17 protein-coding genes are annotated in these 13892 nt (G+C 56.9%); 7 read left to right on the top strand and 10 right to left on the bottom strand.

Annotated elements, in window-relative coordinates:
* Positions 1 to 22 precede the first annotated feature (22 nt).
* A complete protein-coding gene (locus SynPROS71_RS04790) occupies positions 23 to 439 on the top strand; it encodes a hypothetical protein (RefSeq protein WP_186597878.1) in 417 nt (138 codons plus the stop codon).
* 32 nt (positions 440 to 471) lie between these two features.
* On the opposite strand, the gene SynPROS71_RS04795 is transcribed toward SynPROS71_RS04790, so the two are convergent.
* A complete protein-coding gene (locus SynPROS71_RS04795) occupies positions 472 to 888 on the bottom strand; it encodes a hypothetical protein (RefSeq protein ID WP_186597054.1) in 417 nt (138 codons plus the stop codon).
* Between the two features lie 85 nt (positions 889 to 973).
* On the opposite strand from SynPROS71_RS04795, the gene SynPROS71_RS04800 reads away from it, so the two are divergent.
* Positions 974 to 1312 carry an MliC family protein gene (locus tag SynPROS71_RS04800; protein ID WP_186597056.1) on the top strand — a complete coding sequence of 113 codons (339 nt, stop codon included), beginning with the start codon at positions 974 to 976 and terminating at the stop codon, positions 1310 to 1312.
* 9 nt (positions 1313 to 1321) lie between these two features.
* On the opposite strand, the gene SynPROS71_RS04805 is transcribed toward SynPROS71_RS04800, so the two are convergent.
* On the bottom strand, positions 1322 to 1585 hold the full coding sequence (locus tag SynPROS71_RS04805) for a hypothetical protein (RefSeq protein WP_255442388.1): 264 nt from the start codon (positions 1583 to 1585) through the stop codon (positions 1322 to 1324).
* Between the two features lie 27 nt (positions 1586 to 1612).
* On the opposite strand from SynPROS71_RS04805, the gene SynPROS71_RS04810 reads away from it, so the two are divergent.
* Positions 1613 to 2056 carry a hypothetical protein gene (locus tag SynPROS71_RS04810; protein ID WP_131454524.1) on the top strand — a complete coding sequence of 148 codons (444 nt, stop codon included), beginning with the start codon at positions 1613 to 1615 and terminating at the stop codon, positions 2054 to 2056.
* A 19-nt stretch (positions 2057 to 2075) separates the two neighbouring features.
* Here SynPROS71_RS04810 and SynPROS71_RS04815 read toward each other — a convergent pair whose 3' ends face one another.
* On the bottom strand, positions 2076 to 2489 hold the full coding sequence (locus SynPROS71_RS04815; protein WP_255442390.1) for a hypothetical protein: 414 nt from the start codon (positions 2487 to 2489) through the stop codon (positions 2076 to 2078).
* Here SynPROS71_RS04815 and SynPROS71_RS04820 point away from each other — a divergent pair.
* Positions 2488 to 2859 carry a hypothetical protein gene (locus SynPROS71_RS04820; RefSeq protein ID WP_186597058.1) on the top strand — a complete coding sequence of 124 codons (372 nt, stop codon included), beginning with the start codon at positions 2488 to 2490 and terminating at the stop codon, positions 2857 to 2859. The two genes, SynPROS71_RS04815 and SynPROS71_RS04820, sit on opposite strands and share 2 nt — an antisense overlap.
* 6 nt (positions 2860 to 2865) lie before the next feature.
* Here the strand turns inward: SynPROS71_RS04820 and SynPROS71_RS04825 are convergent, their stop codons facing one another.
* The 4 genes from SynPROS71_RS04825 to SynPROS71_RS04840 all read right to left on the bottom strand — a co-directional run bounded on the left by SynPROS71_RS04825 (position 2866) and on the right by SynPROS71_RS04840 (position 4787).
* Complete coding sequence (locus tag SynPROS71_RS04825) at positions 2866 to 3066, bottom strand: hypothetical protein (protein WP_186597060.1); 201 nt, start codon at positions 3064 to 3066, stop codon at positions 2866 to 2868.
* A gap of 67 nt (positions 3067 to 3133) precedes the next feature.
* Entirely contained in the window at positions 3134 to 3955 is an 822-nt protein-coding gene (locus tag SynPROS71_RS04830) for a phosphatase PAP2 family protein (RefSeq protein WP_255442391.1), read from the bottom strand.
* A gap of 92 nt (positions 3956 to 4047) precedes the next feature.
* Positions 4048 to 4482 (bottom strand): type II toxin-antitoxin system VapC family toxin, encoded by a 435-nt coding sequence (locus SynPROS71_RS04835; protein WP_186597064.1) that lies wholly within the window; start codon positions 4480 to 4482, stop codon positions 4048 to 4050.
* Positions 4479 to 4787 carry an Arc family DNA-binding protein gene (locus SynPROS71_RS04840; RefSeq protein WP_222929542.1) on the bottom strand — a complete coding sequence of 103 codons (309 nt, stop codon included), beginning with the start codon at positions 4785 to 4787 and terminating at the stop codon, positions 4479 to 4481. Before SynPROS71_RS04840 ends, SynPROS71_RS04835 begins: the two co-directional genes overlap by 4 nt.
* A 119-nt stretch (positions 4788 to 4906) precedes the next feature.
* Between SynPROS71_RS04840 and SynPROS71_RS04845 the strand changes: the two genes are divergently transcribed.
* Positions 4907 to 5479: a hypothetical protein gene (locus SynPROS71_RS04845; RefSeq protein WP_186597066.1), complete on the top strand. Its 573-nt coding sequence runs from the start codon at positions 4907 to 4909 to the stop codon at positions 5477 to 5479.
* On the opposite strand, the gene SynPROS71_RS04850 is transcribed toward SynPROS71_RS04845, so the two are convergent.
* Complete coding sequence (locus SynPROS71_RS04850; RefSeq protein ID WP_255442392.1) at positions 5398 to 6312, bottom strand: DUF429 domain-containing protein; 915 nt, start codon at positions 6310 to 6312, stop codon at positions 5398 to 5400. The genes SynPROS71_RS04845 and SynPROS71_RS04850 overlap by 82 nt on opposite strands.
* A gap of 156 nt (positions 6313 to 6468) precedes the next feature.
* On the opposite strand from SynPROS71_RS04850, the gene rmuC reads away from it, so the two are divergent.
* A complete protein-coding gene (rmuC, locus tag SynPROS71_RS04855; RefSeq protein ID WP_186597068.1) occupies positions 6469 to 7911 on the top strand; it encodes a DNA recombination protein RmuC in 1443 nt (480 codons plus the stop codon).
* 3 nt (positions 7912 to 7914) lie between these two features.
* Positions 7915 to 8859 (top strand): HNH endonuclease, encoded by a 945-nt coding sequence (locus tag SynPROS71_RS04860; RefSeq protein WP_186597070.1) that lies wholly within the window; start codon positions 7915 to 7917, stop codon positions 8857 to 8859.
* Between the two features lie 117 nt (positions 8860 to 8976).
* Here SynPROS71_RS04860 and SynPROS71_RS04865 read toward each other — a convergent pair whose 3' ends face one another.
* Both SynPROS71_RS04865 and SynPROS71_RS04870 read right to left on the bottom strand, forming a co-directional pair.
* Positions 8977 to 11952, bottom strand: a complete 2976-nt coding sequence (locus SynPROS71_RS04865) for a type III restriction-modification system endonuclease (protein ID WP_186597071.1) — start codon at positions 11950 to 11952, stop codon at positions 8977 to 8979.
* Positions 11953 to 11962: 10 nt separating this feature from the next.
* A complete protein-coding gene (locus tag SynPROS71_RS04870; protein WP_186597073.1) occupies positions 11963 to 13879 on the bottom strand; it encodes a site-specific DNA-methyltransferase in 1917 nt (638 codons plus the stop codon).
* Positions 13880 to 13892: the final 13 nt, after the last annotated feature.

Raw genomic sequence — 13892 nt, forward strand, 5'->3', positions numbered from 1 at the left:
CGACGCGTCGGGAATCTCTCTGATGACTCGCCAACGTTTCCGGGGTTTGTACCTTCAGAACACAGGCCATCCCCTGTGCTTCTCGTTTGTGACGTATACGCCGCAAACCAGGGAACAGATGGTGGCGTGCGGTGATCTGCGCGCGGATGAGGAGTCTTTCAGTCCGGTGTTGTTTGATTTTCTTCTGTTTGTTTCCGAAGGCATTCTTGGCGCTTCGCCGGATGCTGCGTTTGCGCTTGGTTACGACGATGTGTCGATTGTGGCGTCACGCATCAGGGGATCTGGCGTGCAACATGAATACTTGATCGCCATCAATCCGTTTGCTTGGAACGACAGCAAACAGGCGGTGTTGCAGCATCTCAGAGACATCCTCGCGAGAGATTTGTGGGATGGGGCCCGGCTGCGCCGGGGCGATGATCATCCGTCGCCGTCTGATTGAGTTCTGATGTTGCGAGCCAATCTGGTTCTGTTTCAGCAGCCTTCGCCATTGATGTTGTACGACTGAATCTTGAAGTAGAGCGGGTCGGATTCCATCCCGGGGATGATGTATTTGATGCGTTGTCTCCCCAGGTTGAGAATGGCTTGAAGCCGGCTGTTCTGAATCGATTCCAGCTTGATCGATTCTGTGGAGCGGCGCGTCTCACGGAAGATGAATGGATCCGGGTCGTTGACGCCCATGGTCATTTCCCAAACCCCTGGGCTGATCACCTGAAAGCGCCGTTCCCAGTTGGCCACGCAGGTCACATCGCGCACGTTGCCGATGCGCGGTCCCCGCATCTGGGCCAGTGCTGAGGTGCCGCCCAAGGCGATGCCCAGCCCTAGGCCGATCGCTAATAAGCCCCTGCTGGCGATGGATGCCTGTGGGTACTGGTGGTGGTGACAACTCATGCTTCCTGCGGGTGTTGGTCGCTTCCAGCGGCGTTGCTTGTGAACAACGCCATCATGACCGTGACGCGATTAGCCCTCTGAACTGATGCCTGTGTTCACCGTGTCCGGCAGCCTGATTGCTGGTTTGATCGCACTGTCGGTGGTGCAGGGAGAGACGATTCGCTACCGCTGCGGTGGGGGGCAGATCATCGAAGCGCGTTACGGCTCTCTCAGTGATCAGTCGCTGGCGTTCGTGCGCCTGCGCCTTCCCGATGGGCGGCGCCTCACCTTGCCCCAGGTGGCGTCCGCCTCTGGTGCCCGCTACAGCGCGGATCAAGCCGTCACCTGGTGGAGCAAAGGCAACAGTGGCTTTCTGCAGGAACGAGGTGACAACGGCGAATGGCGCATCACCCTGGATGCCTGCGACGCGCAGAGTCCTGGCTGATCGCGGGCCTCAGGCGCTGCGTTGCTCTGGTTTGCGCCAGAAGCCAAGCCATTCCTCACTGCGGCCGGCAACCGAACCCTGGGCCGGCTCCCAGATCAGGGGGTGAAAGCCGATCTGCGCCCAGCTCGCAGCCAGTTGCTCCGGGTTGCTGCCGAAGGGGGGACCGCCTGGGCGGGGGTGGCAGAAGAACAAGCCCAGCAGCCAACCCTCGGCGCGCAGCAGGCGATCCACCGTGCTGCGGTAGTGCGCCCGGTTGGCTCCGCTCTCTGACAATGTGGTGTCGATTGCAAGGCTGTCTCAGTGTCGAATTGCATCACGCTTGGCGAAGTTTCTGCTCTCGCAAAGGATTGGTTTTGTGGAGTCGCATCCGATGAATGCGCAAGCAGTATCGCCAGGCTTTTCTTGTATCCCGATGCGCGAATTCATGCGCCTGATGGACAAGCTTTCTCTCTCGAGGAGCACCGTTTACTGCATCAACAATGGATCGACGAATCGCATCAGCTCGGTGATTTCGCTCTCACTACCCTGTGCGAGGACCCCTGCCGTATTCATGCATCGGGCACGGTGTATTGGCAGGCCCGCTATCGCGAAAGCCCTGCTTCTGGCTCGGGTGTGATTAAGGCTGTGGTTGGGGAGGATTGGGTGATTGAGAGGAGAGCGGATGGCACACTTTGTTTTGTCTTGTATTGGACGAAGTTTTTTCATCCATTACCTGACTCGGCGTCCATCCGTCTCGATCAGTGATCCTGCGCTCTTCAATCCCTCACTCCAGGACCCTGGCCGGCCCGGTGCACACCCAGGTGCGGCTGATGCCTTTCGCGGAAAGGAAGGGGGCGTCGTAGAAGCTGGGGCGACCTTGTGGGTTGTCGCTGTTCTGAACGCGCCACTGCTCGCGCTCGCAGCTCACGCTCACGGTGAGGCTGCCGCCGCCCTGCTTGTTGATGCGCAGCAGGCGCACCCCGTCGTAGAGGCCCAGGGGCTTGGCATCAAGCTGCCTGAGCAGGATCGCTAAGGCCTGCTGGGGTTCGGCGGCCATGGCCTTCTCGGCACTGCTCGCTGTGATGGCGTTGATCCCACCGAGGAGGAGTGCCCCACCCACAACCAGTGCAATGCGGATCATGTTGTGCGTGATGCCGTGGCTGTCCATCATCATCCGTTGAGCCACTGCATCGCCCATGCGTTGTTCGTTTCTTGCTGGGCTCGCATCGATGCTGCTGCCGTTGCTGAGTGCAGCGGCTTCGGCAGCGCCAATCCCGGTGGTGCCGATTGAATTCGCAAGGGGATCCAGTTGCGGCACTTACGCGGGAGCAGCCCCGGTTGAGCTCACGCTGCAACTGGGTGGCGCTCAGGAGTGGCGGATCGAGCCACGCCTTGATCCACGGCCCGAGGCGGTTCCTTTGCAGGTGATGGTGCTCTATCCGGGCGAGGAGACCGATGGCATGGCCGAACCTGCGGGCTATCGGCGGATCAGAACACCCCGTGCCGGCCTGTACCGCTACAGGGTGCTCAACGGTGATGCTGTGGATGTGCGCTTTTGCGTGTTCTGAGTTGCTTCAACGCAGTAGCAGCCACGTGGCCAGGGCTCCCAGCCCCACCCCTTTGCCGAACTGCGCCCAGGTCAACCCGTAGGTATCCAGCCCGAACGTTCGCATCATCCAATTGAGCACTTCTTTGTGCTTGCGAATCACGAATGCGCTATCGGCCGTATTCAGCTGCTGAACACGTTTGAGCTTGAGTTCTGCCAGCTTGGCCATGGGCTCTGTGTGGTCTGCCGCGACTGTAAAGACGTTGTCTTGCCCCATGGCGGGAGCGTTCTTCTCATTAAGGGCGAATTGCCAAGGCAGCTTCCTCCAGACTGCAGTCGCCATTGGGCTGGGCCTTCCGGGCTCTGAGCGCCTCCACTTCCTGGCGTGCTGCTTGGAGATCGGCCTGGAAGACAGGGTCAGCCTGAAGCCTGGCGGTGGTTGCTGAACCCATCAATTCACCGGCCTGCACATCGCTGGTCCAGTGCACATTGCAGATGCTGCGGCTTTCACCGAAGGCCCGGCCTCTGGCGATCAGTTCATCGCTGCGTTCCGGCGCGATCGTGCTCAGGATCAATCCCCATCCCCAGCCCACTGCGGTGTGGCCCGAGGGATAGGAGCCGTCGCCGCGTAAGCCCTGTTCGTCTGCAGGTGTGCAGATGGGCTGGTTGTTGACCATGAACGGGCGCTGGCGCTGGTAGCGGTTCTTGGCGGGGTAGGTGGAGAGCCCCAGATCCGTCATGCTGCGGCGCATCAGCAGCAGCAATCTGGGCGTGTCCGTTGCATTGATCGGCACGCCCAGGGCGCAGGAGAAGCTGATGGCCGCTGCTGGGAAGTGCAGATCGGCATCCCTGGCGGCGAGCGTCCAGCGGGCTGAGTCGCGCAGCGCAAAGCTGGCGTTGGCCTGGGCTTGATCGAGGGCTGCAGCGGCGCTGCCCGCAGGCGGCGGACCCTCGAGCAGGGCCAGGGCATCGGCCATCGCCTCCTGCTCGAGATAGCCCTTCAGCAATCCCGGCTTGATCTCCGGCAGCGTGGCGGGTGATCCGGCCCCGAGCTCACAGGGGGTGGCGGCTCTGGCCGGCGCGGGGACCCCCGCCAGCAGGGCGAGCAACAGCGTCATCACAGCTGAGCTGCAGCAAAGCCTGACCATGGTTCCCGACGAGATCTTGTGGGTTACTAGCAACGCCGAAGGCGCCTTGGTTGTTGCTGGGTTCAGATGGACCGGCCACTCCGGCTCCAGGGATTGATTAGGGGCAGGCCGATCGCTTCGAAATCAGCGGTGTTGCGTGTCGCCAGATGCCCGTCATGGGCAAGGGCTGTGGCGGCGATCACGGCGTCAGCGGTGCTGATCGGACGAGCCATGCCCTCGCGATGGCTTACCAGGGCTGCAAACCAGTGCGCTGCACCACTGTCGAACGGAAGAACCGGGTGCTGGAGCACGGTCGTCAGCAGGGCGTCCCAACCCTGCTCAAGCTGTTGCTTGCGCCGTGAGTCGGGCAGTCGGGCGATGCCGTGCAGGATCTCGGCTTCGTTCATGGCGGTGATGGCCACCTCCTGGGGGCTGAGCTGATCCGCCCAGCACAGAACGGCCTCAGCCGGTTGCTGCCGCATCAGTTCCGACAACACGTTGGTGTCGAGAACGATCACAGCTCAAAGCTTGTCGCGGTTGGAGTGTCATTCCGTGATGGCAGCTCAAGCTCAAGGCCCCCGAGCCGGGCGAAATGGTTGTGAATGCGTGTGCCCAATCCTTCTTTGGTTGCCGCTGGTTTCGTGGGTTCAACCACCTGACGAAGGATCTGGCGCACCTCTTCCTCCATCGAGTGGCCATGCTCGGCGGCGCGTCGCCTGAGCCGATCGCGCACGGCGTCATCAAGGTTGCGGATCGTGAGGGTGGCCATGGCTTGACTGCTGCCAGCAGTGCTGTCATTGCTGTCAACGCTAGCGGTTGGCATGAATTGATTCTCTGCAGATCTGATGGATGAATGCCCGGGCTGTCTCATGGATGAACACGGATAATTTGCTGCAGATATGCAGCAGATTTGCTTCAATTAGTTGGTCTGCTTCATGCGCGATGTCTGTTTCGGCTCCCTTCAAGGCCAATGCCCGGCTTTCAGTGACACCCACCGCGCCAGCCCATGGGGTACTGCTGTGGGCCTGGGCCGAAGTGACGGGCCGCTCCATGTCTGGCCTGGCGGCGATGCTGCTGGAAAACGGCATCACCCAGGCACTGCGTGATGGCGATGTGCCGATGGAGGCGGTGCGGGCGATGGAGCGCTATCAGGCCGCCCAGGCATTGCGGGTGGAGGAGGAGTTTGAGGCCTTCATGGCCGTTGAGGGATATCCTCCCGCGAAGAGTCGCAGAACTGCTGCGGAATTGCTGCAGATGCTCGAACCGCGGTTGCAGCCGGAGCGGCTGCGTGAGCTTGTGCGGCATGCGACTGCTGATCAGCGCCACTGGCTGAAGGCCTATCTGGAGCATGTGCGTCGCCACCCTGATGTGGAAGCTGCCCGTGAAGCCGGCGGTGAGGTGATCGGCTATCTGTTTCAGGAGCTACGCCAGGCCTACAGCGACCTTGCGGACGACGACTTCAAGGCGATGGTGCTGATGGCATTGGATGAGGGCGTGGAGCTGCCGGAGGATTGATCCGGCACCCAGATGGCAGCGGTGGAGTCACCCAGGCCAACGGTGCGGTTTTCGAGGTGTTCGATGCCGATCCAGGCGCAGATCAGGGCATCGAGCATGTCTTCCACGGGCTTGAGCGATGAGAGCGTGCTCACCTCATTGGGTTGGGGCAGGGTGAGAGGGATGGCGCTGATGCGCTGGCTGAGGGCCTGGTGGATGCCGCTGAATTCAGCGAGCAGACGCTTGACCCGTTCGGCAATCGGTGGCCGCTCCGCCTTCCAGTACTGAGCCGAGCGGCTCACCTTGTAGGGCACGCGGTAGTCGCGATTGAGCAAGGCCAGCAGGGCCACATGGGGATAACACTCGATCAGGGCCGGACCTAAGCGAGCTGGAGTTGTGGTGTGCAGGGGAACGCCGAGTTCGCCGAAGCGTTCGCGCAGTTGATCGGCGATGGCACCGGGGCGTTTGGCTGATGGACTGTGTACGGCGCAACCCTTCGGCCCGAAGCGGCTGGCGATGGCGGTGTCTGCAGCGCGCCGGCTGGTGATCGGTGTTGTGGCCAGGGGCATGTCGACCGACACGCAGTCCACGGGCTGCCCTGACAGTTGTTGGCAGGCCTTGAGCAGAGCGGCGGGATCGGGTTCACTGCCCTGGGCTTTCTGGCTCTGGTCCCAGGGTTGGCCCGCAGCCAGGGCGAGAAAGGCGTCGTAGCTGGGGGCCAGGGCCAGGCATTGCCAGCCCTCAGCCGCCCGTTGCACCAGGGCCACACCACTGGGGTTGTGAGCCGTCCAGGCGGCATCGATGCCGAGGACCAGGGCTGGTGGGGGCTGATTGACCTCGTGTTCCTTGGGCACGGTTGCGTTGACGAATGCCGTTCATCACGAGCCTGAAGGCTTGCTTGCCGTAATGCATCACTCAACTGAAGGTCAGCGGAGGCTTTCCTGCTCCCCCATTCGGGGGAGGCAGTCTGAGGCAATTGCTGTCACGTTGTTTCAAGCCCCTGGTTTGTCTTGGCCCCAATCCTTCTCTTCATCACCGGCGTACTCGCTGGCTTGATTGCTGGCTTCATCCTCAGCCGCTTGTTCAGCAAAGGCCGCAGCGGTGATGGTTCCGGTGAGGCGCGTCTCCTTGAAGAGCGGCTGCTGAAGGCCGACCAGGGCCTGGAGCAATTCAGTAGGCAGCTGGAGGCCCAGAGCAGTGAACTCAAGGCAGTGCAACAGCAGGCCCAACAAGCGAGCGAACAGGCGGCGATCAGCCGCACTCAACTGGAGGGGGTGAGCCAGGAGAGAGATGCCCTCAAGGCTGGCCATGACACTGCACTGGCAGCGATGGATCAGTTGCGCACTGAGAAGGAGAGCCTCAGCACCGCGATGGCGGAGGTGGCCGAGAAGCTGCGCAGTCAGGAAAGCCAAACCCAGTTCCTGGAGCAGGCCCGCACGGATCTGCTCACCCAGTTCCGCTCCCTCAGCGGTCAGATGCTGGATGGCTCCCGCGAAGCCTTACTCAAGAGCACCAAGGAAACGGTGAGTGAGCCGTTCGCCAAGGAGGTGTTGCAGTTACGGCAGCAGGTGGAGGCCTTGCAGAAGGAGTCCAACGCCAAGCTCACGGTGCTGGCGGAAACCACTCGCGATCTGCGCCAGCGCAGTGAAGACGTGCAAGGTGCAGCCCAGCAGCTCACCTCCGCGCTGCGTTCCCCGAATGTGAAGGGCCAGTGGGGGGAGGTAAACCTGCGCCGGATCCTTGAGTTTGTGGGCTTGATCGCCTACTGCGACTTCGATGAGCAGGTGCATGTGGGCACCGAGGAGGGCGCCTACCGGCCGGACTGTGTGATCACCATCCCCGGCTCACGCCGTTTGATCGTGGATTCCAAGGCACCGATCGAGAGCTATCTCGATGCATTGCAGGCCAATGATCAAGCCCAACGGGACGCAGCACTCAATGAGCACTTGAAGAAGGTGCGCAGCCACATCGATCTATTGAGCAAGAAGGATTACGCCGGCAAGCTCAGTGCCCTGGGCCAGGTGGTGGATGGGGTGGTGCTGTTCATCCCGGTGGAAGGCGCCCTGTCGATGGCCTTGGAGCGAGATCCACAGCTGCTGGAGTACGCCTTCAGCAAGAACATCATCCTCACCTTCCCCACCAGCCTGCTGGCGATTTTGAAGGGATTGGCGATGACGATTCAGCAGGCGGAGATCGCCAAAAACATCGATGAGATTCAGGCGCAGGCAGTTGAACTGCACAAGCGTTTCTCCACCTTTATCGACAAGTTCAACGACATCGGCAGCAACCTCACGCGCTTGAACAAGAGCTTCAATGCAGCGGTGGGTTCAGCGCAGAGCCGGCTCTTGCCGCAGGGTCGGCGTTTTGCAGAGCTGGCGGGGCAAAGCGGTGAGATTGATGTGAGTGATCCAATCGATGAGGTTGTGCGTGAGATTCAGGCGGGGGAGGTTTGATTGATGGCGTTCTGGTGGGTGAATCACAAGCAGACCTTCCGGCAGGAAACGGAAGGTGGCTACATCTGGTCGCCTAAACAAAATGCCAATGGCGCCAAGAATGTCAGTTACGACAACTTGGCGCGCTGCCAGGTGGGTGATGTGGTGTTCAGTTATGCGTACGCCAAGATCAGCCAGATTGGTTTGGTGGAATCGGTGGCGGAGACGGCACCAAAGCCACCTGAATTTGGCAGCACAGGAGAGTATTGGGGTGAAAACGGCTGGCTGGTGAGGGTGAATTGGCAGCCCCTGCAACAGCCCTTGGTGCCGCGCGAACACTTTGAGCTGATTCAGCCACTGCTGCCTGAGCGCCATAGCCCGATCAGTGCAACATCAGGGCGGGGCAATCAGGGGGTGTACTTGGCAGGGCTTGATGAGGCGTTGGGCCATCTGCTGATCAAGATGATTGAGCAGCATGCTGATGCAGCGATCAAGGTTCATCTCCTGGTGCTGGCAGAAGAGCGTGATTCTTCCCACGCACTTTTCGATGATGTGCAGGCCTTACAGGAGGTCGTGAGCACAACGGAGCGAGATGCATTGACCAAAGCACGATTGGGCCAGGGTCTGTTTCGGCATCGTGTTGCTGAACAGGAGTCGATTTGCCGTGTAACTGGTTTGGCTAGGCAAGAATTCCTCATTGCCAGCCACATCAAACCCTGGCGGGATTGTGATAACCATGAGCGGCTCGATGGTGCCAATGGGTTGCTTCTTTCTCCTCATGTCGACAAATTGTTTGACCGGCATTGGATCAGTTTTGACTCTGATGGCCAGTTGATTTGGCAACACGAAGCAGCAGCAGATGCGCTCCATTGTTGGGGCATTGCGTCAGCCAATGTGATTCGGCCCTTTAGTCGCGAGCAAGAGGCGTTTCTTGAGCAGCATCGGCGCCACCTGCGGACAGATCGATGAGGTGGTGCGTGAGATTCAGGGGGAATAAAGTTCTGTTCGTGTGGAATTCGCGCGAAGATATGATTATTTTTTTGATTCTGCGAATTTGTTAGTGAGGTCTAAAAGTGGATAGATCAATTACGAGTGTTTGCTCAAGATGTCATCGAGGTTTGTGGCTATTTCATAGTGAGCCGCTCTATCACTACCGCCTAAGGCTTGAAAGTGAGCTTTCCCGCACTCGATTTTTGCTCGCTCCTTGTCACGTAGGTCATCGGCGAATTTGCCGCTCTTGGTCTCCACCACGAAGTAAAGCTTCTCGGATCCATCCTGCTCGATGAGCAGTGCCCAGTCTGGGTTGTAGCTTCCCAGAGGGGTTGGAATGGTGAACCAGCCAGGCAATTTGGCGTACACCTTCACAGCACTGTTGTTCTCCAGCTGGTCTCCAAAGCTGCGTTCGGTCTCAGAGTCGTAGATCACTTGCTCATAGACGGCTTTGGAAGCATTAAGAAGATTTCTGAGATAGCCGGTCAGCTCCTCTTGTTCGAAGAGCTCCTGCGCGTAGTAGTGCTCATCGCCAAGGCGCTGATACTTGATGCCATCAACAACTGCAAAGCGTTTACAGCGATTGATTGCCTCGGCGGTGAGCTCGATAAAAACTTGCGGATTGCGTTTGAAATCATCGAGCCGCCGACTACCGCGCAGAATGCGCTGCAGGCTTCGCCTGGTGAGCTGTGTGCGGTCCTGAAGGTCCGTGAGCAGATCAGGAAGCTCAATGTCACTTTCGTTGAGCACCACTGTGGCCGCTCCCACGCGCTCTGTTGCTTCCACTCCTGCCTGTCCAATGGCGAGGTCAGCCTTGCGCCACTGCAGGCGGGTTTTCGCAATCTGCGGCGCTTCCTGCACAGCGCAAATACATTTCTCGATCAGCCATTCGTTGTCGAACTCAACTCTGTAAGTCGTCTTGTGTTTGATGCGATCCCATAATGCCCTGAACTCAGGGCTGTGCAGTACGGCCTGTCGGGTACGTACCTGACGGCGTTCATCAGCGTTCTTGATCTCCAGGCGACCAGCCAGTTTCTTGAGCACGGCTGTTATTTGGTCACGCTGTGCTTCGAATAGCTCTGGCACGCTGAGCGTGTCGCTCTTCAGTGCCTGGCGGAGCGAATCCTGCACCTTGCCTTTGTTGTCGAGATGGCCTTCTGCCTTTAAGTGCTCCCACAAAACCTTGGACTGTTCAACACCCAGAGGAATAGTGCCGCCGTCAGAACTGACAACAGCAACGTTGGCGAACTCGTGGGGTTCCACGACACCAAAGCGAATGCCAGTGTCTTGTTCAATTTCCTTCTGCAGATTTTCTGCAAACTGCTCGTAGCTCTCCATTGCAACGACGGTCAAGGTATTGACGTCAAAACCCCGGATGCGATCACCCTCCTGGTTGACACACAGGCGAAGTCCACGGCCAATAGTTTGTCGCCGTTCGCGTTCCGTTGAAATATCTCGCAGAGTGCAAATCTGGAACACATTAGGATTGTCCCAACCTTCTTTCAATGCTGAGTGCGAGAAAATGAACTTCAAAGGAGTTTGAAGCGATAACAGCTTCTCTTTCTCCTTCATGATCAGGTTGTAGGCGCGCTCAGCACAGTCGCGGTTCGACTGATTGTTCTCGGCGGTATTTGTCCACCCTCCAGCCTTGTCAATCGAAAAGTAGCCGTTGTGTACAACTTCTGCGGCATGCGAAAGGTCTACTTCTTGAAACAGTGTGTGGTAGTCAGGCATTGTTGCTGCACGCCGATACTCCTCTTCAAAGATGCGTGCGTAGTCGCCTTTAATGGGATTCCCCTCACTGTCATAGGAACGGTATTTCGCCACTTCGTCGATGAAGAAGAGAGAGAGAACCTTGATGCCTTGTGGGCGCAGACGCTTCTCCTTATCGAGGTGCTCACGGATCGTGCGACGAATCATCTCGCGCTGGACGGCCAACAGATCTACATCGCCCCAAGCTTGTCCAATCCGCAGATACTGCTCACCGCCAGGCACACGCAGCTGAAGGTATTCATCGCCCTTGGCGACACGGATCTCGCCGATCAGGCAATCGGAATAGATAGAACGGCCCGTCGTCTGCTTTAAATCATCACCATCTTGCACATTCACTGCCTGTCGTCGAATCCCACCCGCAGCTGTTTGCATATCCAGCTGAACCTGAGCGCTAATCGTGCCGCGCTGATTTTTCACCGATAAAAGCCGCACGTAAGGCTTGTTGTGAGCATCTTCCACGGTGGCTGAGGCCACCTCGATTTGTTTGACAAGCCGCTTCTCGTAGGCGTCGACTGCATCCAGGCGATAGACCATGTGATGTCGATCAACGTGGGTAGCGGAAAAGCGGAGCGTGCAGAGTGGATTCATTTCCTCAAGAGCTTTCTTCCCACTTCCTTTCAGGCCCCCATCAACACTCTGTGGTTCATCCACAATCACAATGGGCCTTGTGGCCTTGATCAGATCAATCGGCTCTTCTCCGCCTGTTTTTTCGCTCTTCTTGTAGAGGTTGTTGACGTCCTTCTTGTTGATGGCGCCAACGGTTACCACCATGATCTGGATACTGGCGCTGGTTGCGAAATTCCGAACCTGGCCGAGCTTATTGGAGTCGTAGAGAAAGTATTCGTAAGGCACTCCTGCGTAGAGGCCTTTGAAATGCTGTTCCGTTATCTGCAGTGATTTGTAGACCCCTTCTTTGATTGCCACGGAAGGGACCACGATGACAAACTTTTGGAAGCCGTAGCGCTTATTCAGCTCAAAGATGGACCGCAAGTAGACATATGTCTTTCCGGTACCAGTCTCCATCTCAACAGTGAAGTCACCCGACGTGAGCTCAGTTGATGGTGCTAGGCCATTGCGAAGTTGGATGTTGGTAAGGTTTTTGAGTAACTCGTCATCTAATAGTGACAGGCGGTTACCAACGCCCAGGTCACTCTCAAGACCAGGTATGAACGCTCCACCTAGAGCACTCTTGGTGACGGTGAACTCGGTACGGCAGATCTCCTGACCTCGAAATAAGTCACAAACTGATTCGATCGCTTCAAGCTGATAGTCGAGATTGGGTTCGAAGTGGAGCTTCATCTTCGAGTCCTCACAAGCTCCGCACAGTGGTAATGCCGTGCTGGTTCAATATGGCTGTGAGATTTGTTTTGGCTACATCATCAGTAAATGCGCTGTCGCGGAACACGCAGGTTGTATCGCCTGCTGGGGCAAGTGCCTGATGCCAAGTGATGAATCCTTGGGCAAGAGGCTCAACATTTTCACGGTTGATTTCTTGCGCAAGGCAAGCCATCAAGACACCACCGCCAATGCTGTGCACGGCTTTGCCCGCTATTTCTTTTTGTTCGATCGGCACGCATAGATCAAGTCCGAGCTTGAGAAGTAACTCGTAAAGAATGTCCTCCTCGGTGCGCCCTTCTTTAATGTTATTTGTGTAGTCCAGAATGCTCTGATCTAAATTTTTTAGATCCGGTTCCCATGCGTGGATATTGCTAGTATCAAGCATGAAGCTACGAAATCCAAAATCAGCAATTGAGAGCGAGTAGTTGTCTTTTATTTTAACTGCAGCACGTCGCAATCTTTCTTTAGTAAGCTCTGCAAGATTAGGCTTAATGCCAATTTTTTTACACGTATCGGCCGCAAACTTCTGATTTTTGTCGGATGGGTCGAGGCGCTCCGGGAGCTGCACCAGAATGTACCTACGGCTTCCGCCATCTTCTGCATTGGCTTCCAAAACCGCGTGCGCAGTTGTTCCGCTTCCAGCGAAGAAGTCAAGGACAATACTATTGGATTCCGTCGCAAGATTACATATCTTCCTGAGAAGTTTTACCGGTTTTGGTGTTTGGAAACAGGCTTCACCGTCAAACAAGGCCTTCAACTCAATGCTTGCCTCCTTGTTTGAGCCAAAATCTTCATGCCTCCACCATGTACTTGGTGTAAGGCCGTCAGGCGCTTCTGCAAGAAATTTCTTTAACATCGGCCGCCCTTGCCCCGATTTTCCGAAAGTTATCCGATTATCAGCCAACCATGCCTCGTACTGGTCTTCATTGCATCTCCAGTACCTTCCTTGAGGCGGTGAGAACTTGAGTCCAGTTGGCCCTTCTATTTCATATTGTCCTGCGGAGTAAAATTTACCGGCCGAGAGGTTTTCGGCTTTCCAAGGTCCACGTGGATCGTTGTCCGGATTTGCGAATTTAGATTTCTGCTCCTCTGATCTATCAACTTTTCCCATGGACGCACGAGTTGAATCTTTTGCGTATATCAAGATGTGATCATGGGTATTGGATATATGTGCAGCTGTCATATTTGCGGTATATGCTTTTTGCCAAACGGCATTGCCGACAAAGTTTTCGGGGCCAAAAACTTCATTTGTCAAAGTTCTGAGATGCCCAGCTTCGCCATCATCTATTGAGATAAAAATGAGGCCATCATCCCTGAGCAAGTTTCTTGCAAGCACAAGCCTGGGATACATCATATTGAGCCAGTCGGTATGAAATCTTCCGCTTGCATCTGCATTGCTGGTAAGTGCTCGACCACTCCCGGTTTGTCCAGTTAACTCCAAATAGTTTTTGATGCTATCTCTGAAGTCATCTGGATAGACAAAGTCAATTCCTGTGTTGTAGGGTGGATCAATATAAATAAGTTTTACCTTGCCCGCGTAGCTCTTTTGCAAGAGTTTTAGTACCTCTAGATTGTCCCCCTCGATCATCAGATTCTGCGTAGTTTCCCAGTCCACGCTCTCTTCCGGGCAGGGCCTCAATGTGCCAGTTGAGGGCTTGAGCGCCAGTTGCCTGGCCTGACGTTTGCCATGCCAATTGAGGCCATATTTCTCGTCGGCGTCAGACACAGTTTTGTCGCCGACCAGCGCCTTCAATACATCCACATTCACAGCGGTCCCTTCCGGCCCTTCTGTCACCAGCTCTGGAAATAGCGCCTTTAGCCGCTCGAGATTGGTTGCGGCCAGGTCGGGGCTCATGGTCTCGGGATCGCCAAAAGTCAGTTTTTTCATCGATTCGATGCTC

This window comes from Synechococcus sp. PROS-7-1 (assembly GCF_014279795.1).
Taxonomy (GTDB): Bacteria; Cyanobacteriota; Cyanobacteriia; order PCC-6307; family Cyanobiaceae; genus Synechococcus_C.

Coding starts and splice junctions, on each gene's coding strand:
- SynPROS71_RS04790 (WP_186597878.1), top strand. CDS start 23: ATGACTCGCCAACGTTTCCGGGGTTTGTACCTTCAGAACACAGGCCAT.
- SynPROS71_RS04795 (WP_186597054.1), bottom strand. CDS start 888: ATGAGTTGTCACCACCACCAGTACCCACAGGCATCCATCGCCAGCAGG.
- SynPROS71_RS04800 (WP_186597056.1), top strand. CDS start 974: ATGCCTGTGTTCACCGTGTCCGGCAGCCTGATTGCTGGTTTGATCGCA.
- SynPROS71_RS04820 (WP_186597058.1), top strand. CDS start 2,488: ATGCGTTGTTCGTTTCTTGCTGGGCTCGCATCGATGCTGCTGCCGTTG.
- SynPROS71_RS04815 (WP_255442390.1), bottom strand. CDS start 2,489: ATGGGCGATGCAGTGGCTCAACGGATGATGATGGACAGCCACGGCATC.
- SynPROS71_RS04825 (WP_186597060.1), bottom strand. CDS start 3,066: ATGGCCAAGCTGGCAGAACTCAAGCTCAAACGTGTTCAGCAGCTGAAT.
- SynPROS71_RS04830 (WP_255442391.1), bottom strand. CDS start 3,955: ATGACGCTGTTGCTCGCCCTGCTGGCGGGGGTCCCCGCGCCGGCCAGA.
- SynPROS71_RS04840 (WP_222929542.1), bottom strand. CDS start 4,787: ATGCCAACCGCTAGCGTTGACAGCAATGACAGCACTGCTGGCAGCAGT.
- SynPROS71_RS04845 (WP_186597066.1), top strand. CDS start 4,907: ATGTCTGTTTCGGCTCCCTTCAAGGCCAATGCCCGGCTTTCAGTGACA.
- SynPROS71_RS04860 (WP_186597070.1), top strand. CDS start 7,915: ATGGCGTTCTGGTGGGTGAATCACAAGCAGACCTTCCGGCAGGAAACG.
- SynPROS71_RS04865 (WP_186597071.1), bottom strand. CDS start 11,952: ATGAAGCTCCACTTCGAACCCAATCTCGACTATCAGCTTGAAGCGATC.
- SynPROS71_RS04870 (WP_186597073.1), bottom strand. CDS start 13,879: ATGAAAAAACTGACTTTTGGCGATCCCGAGACCATGAGCCCCGACCTG.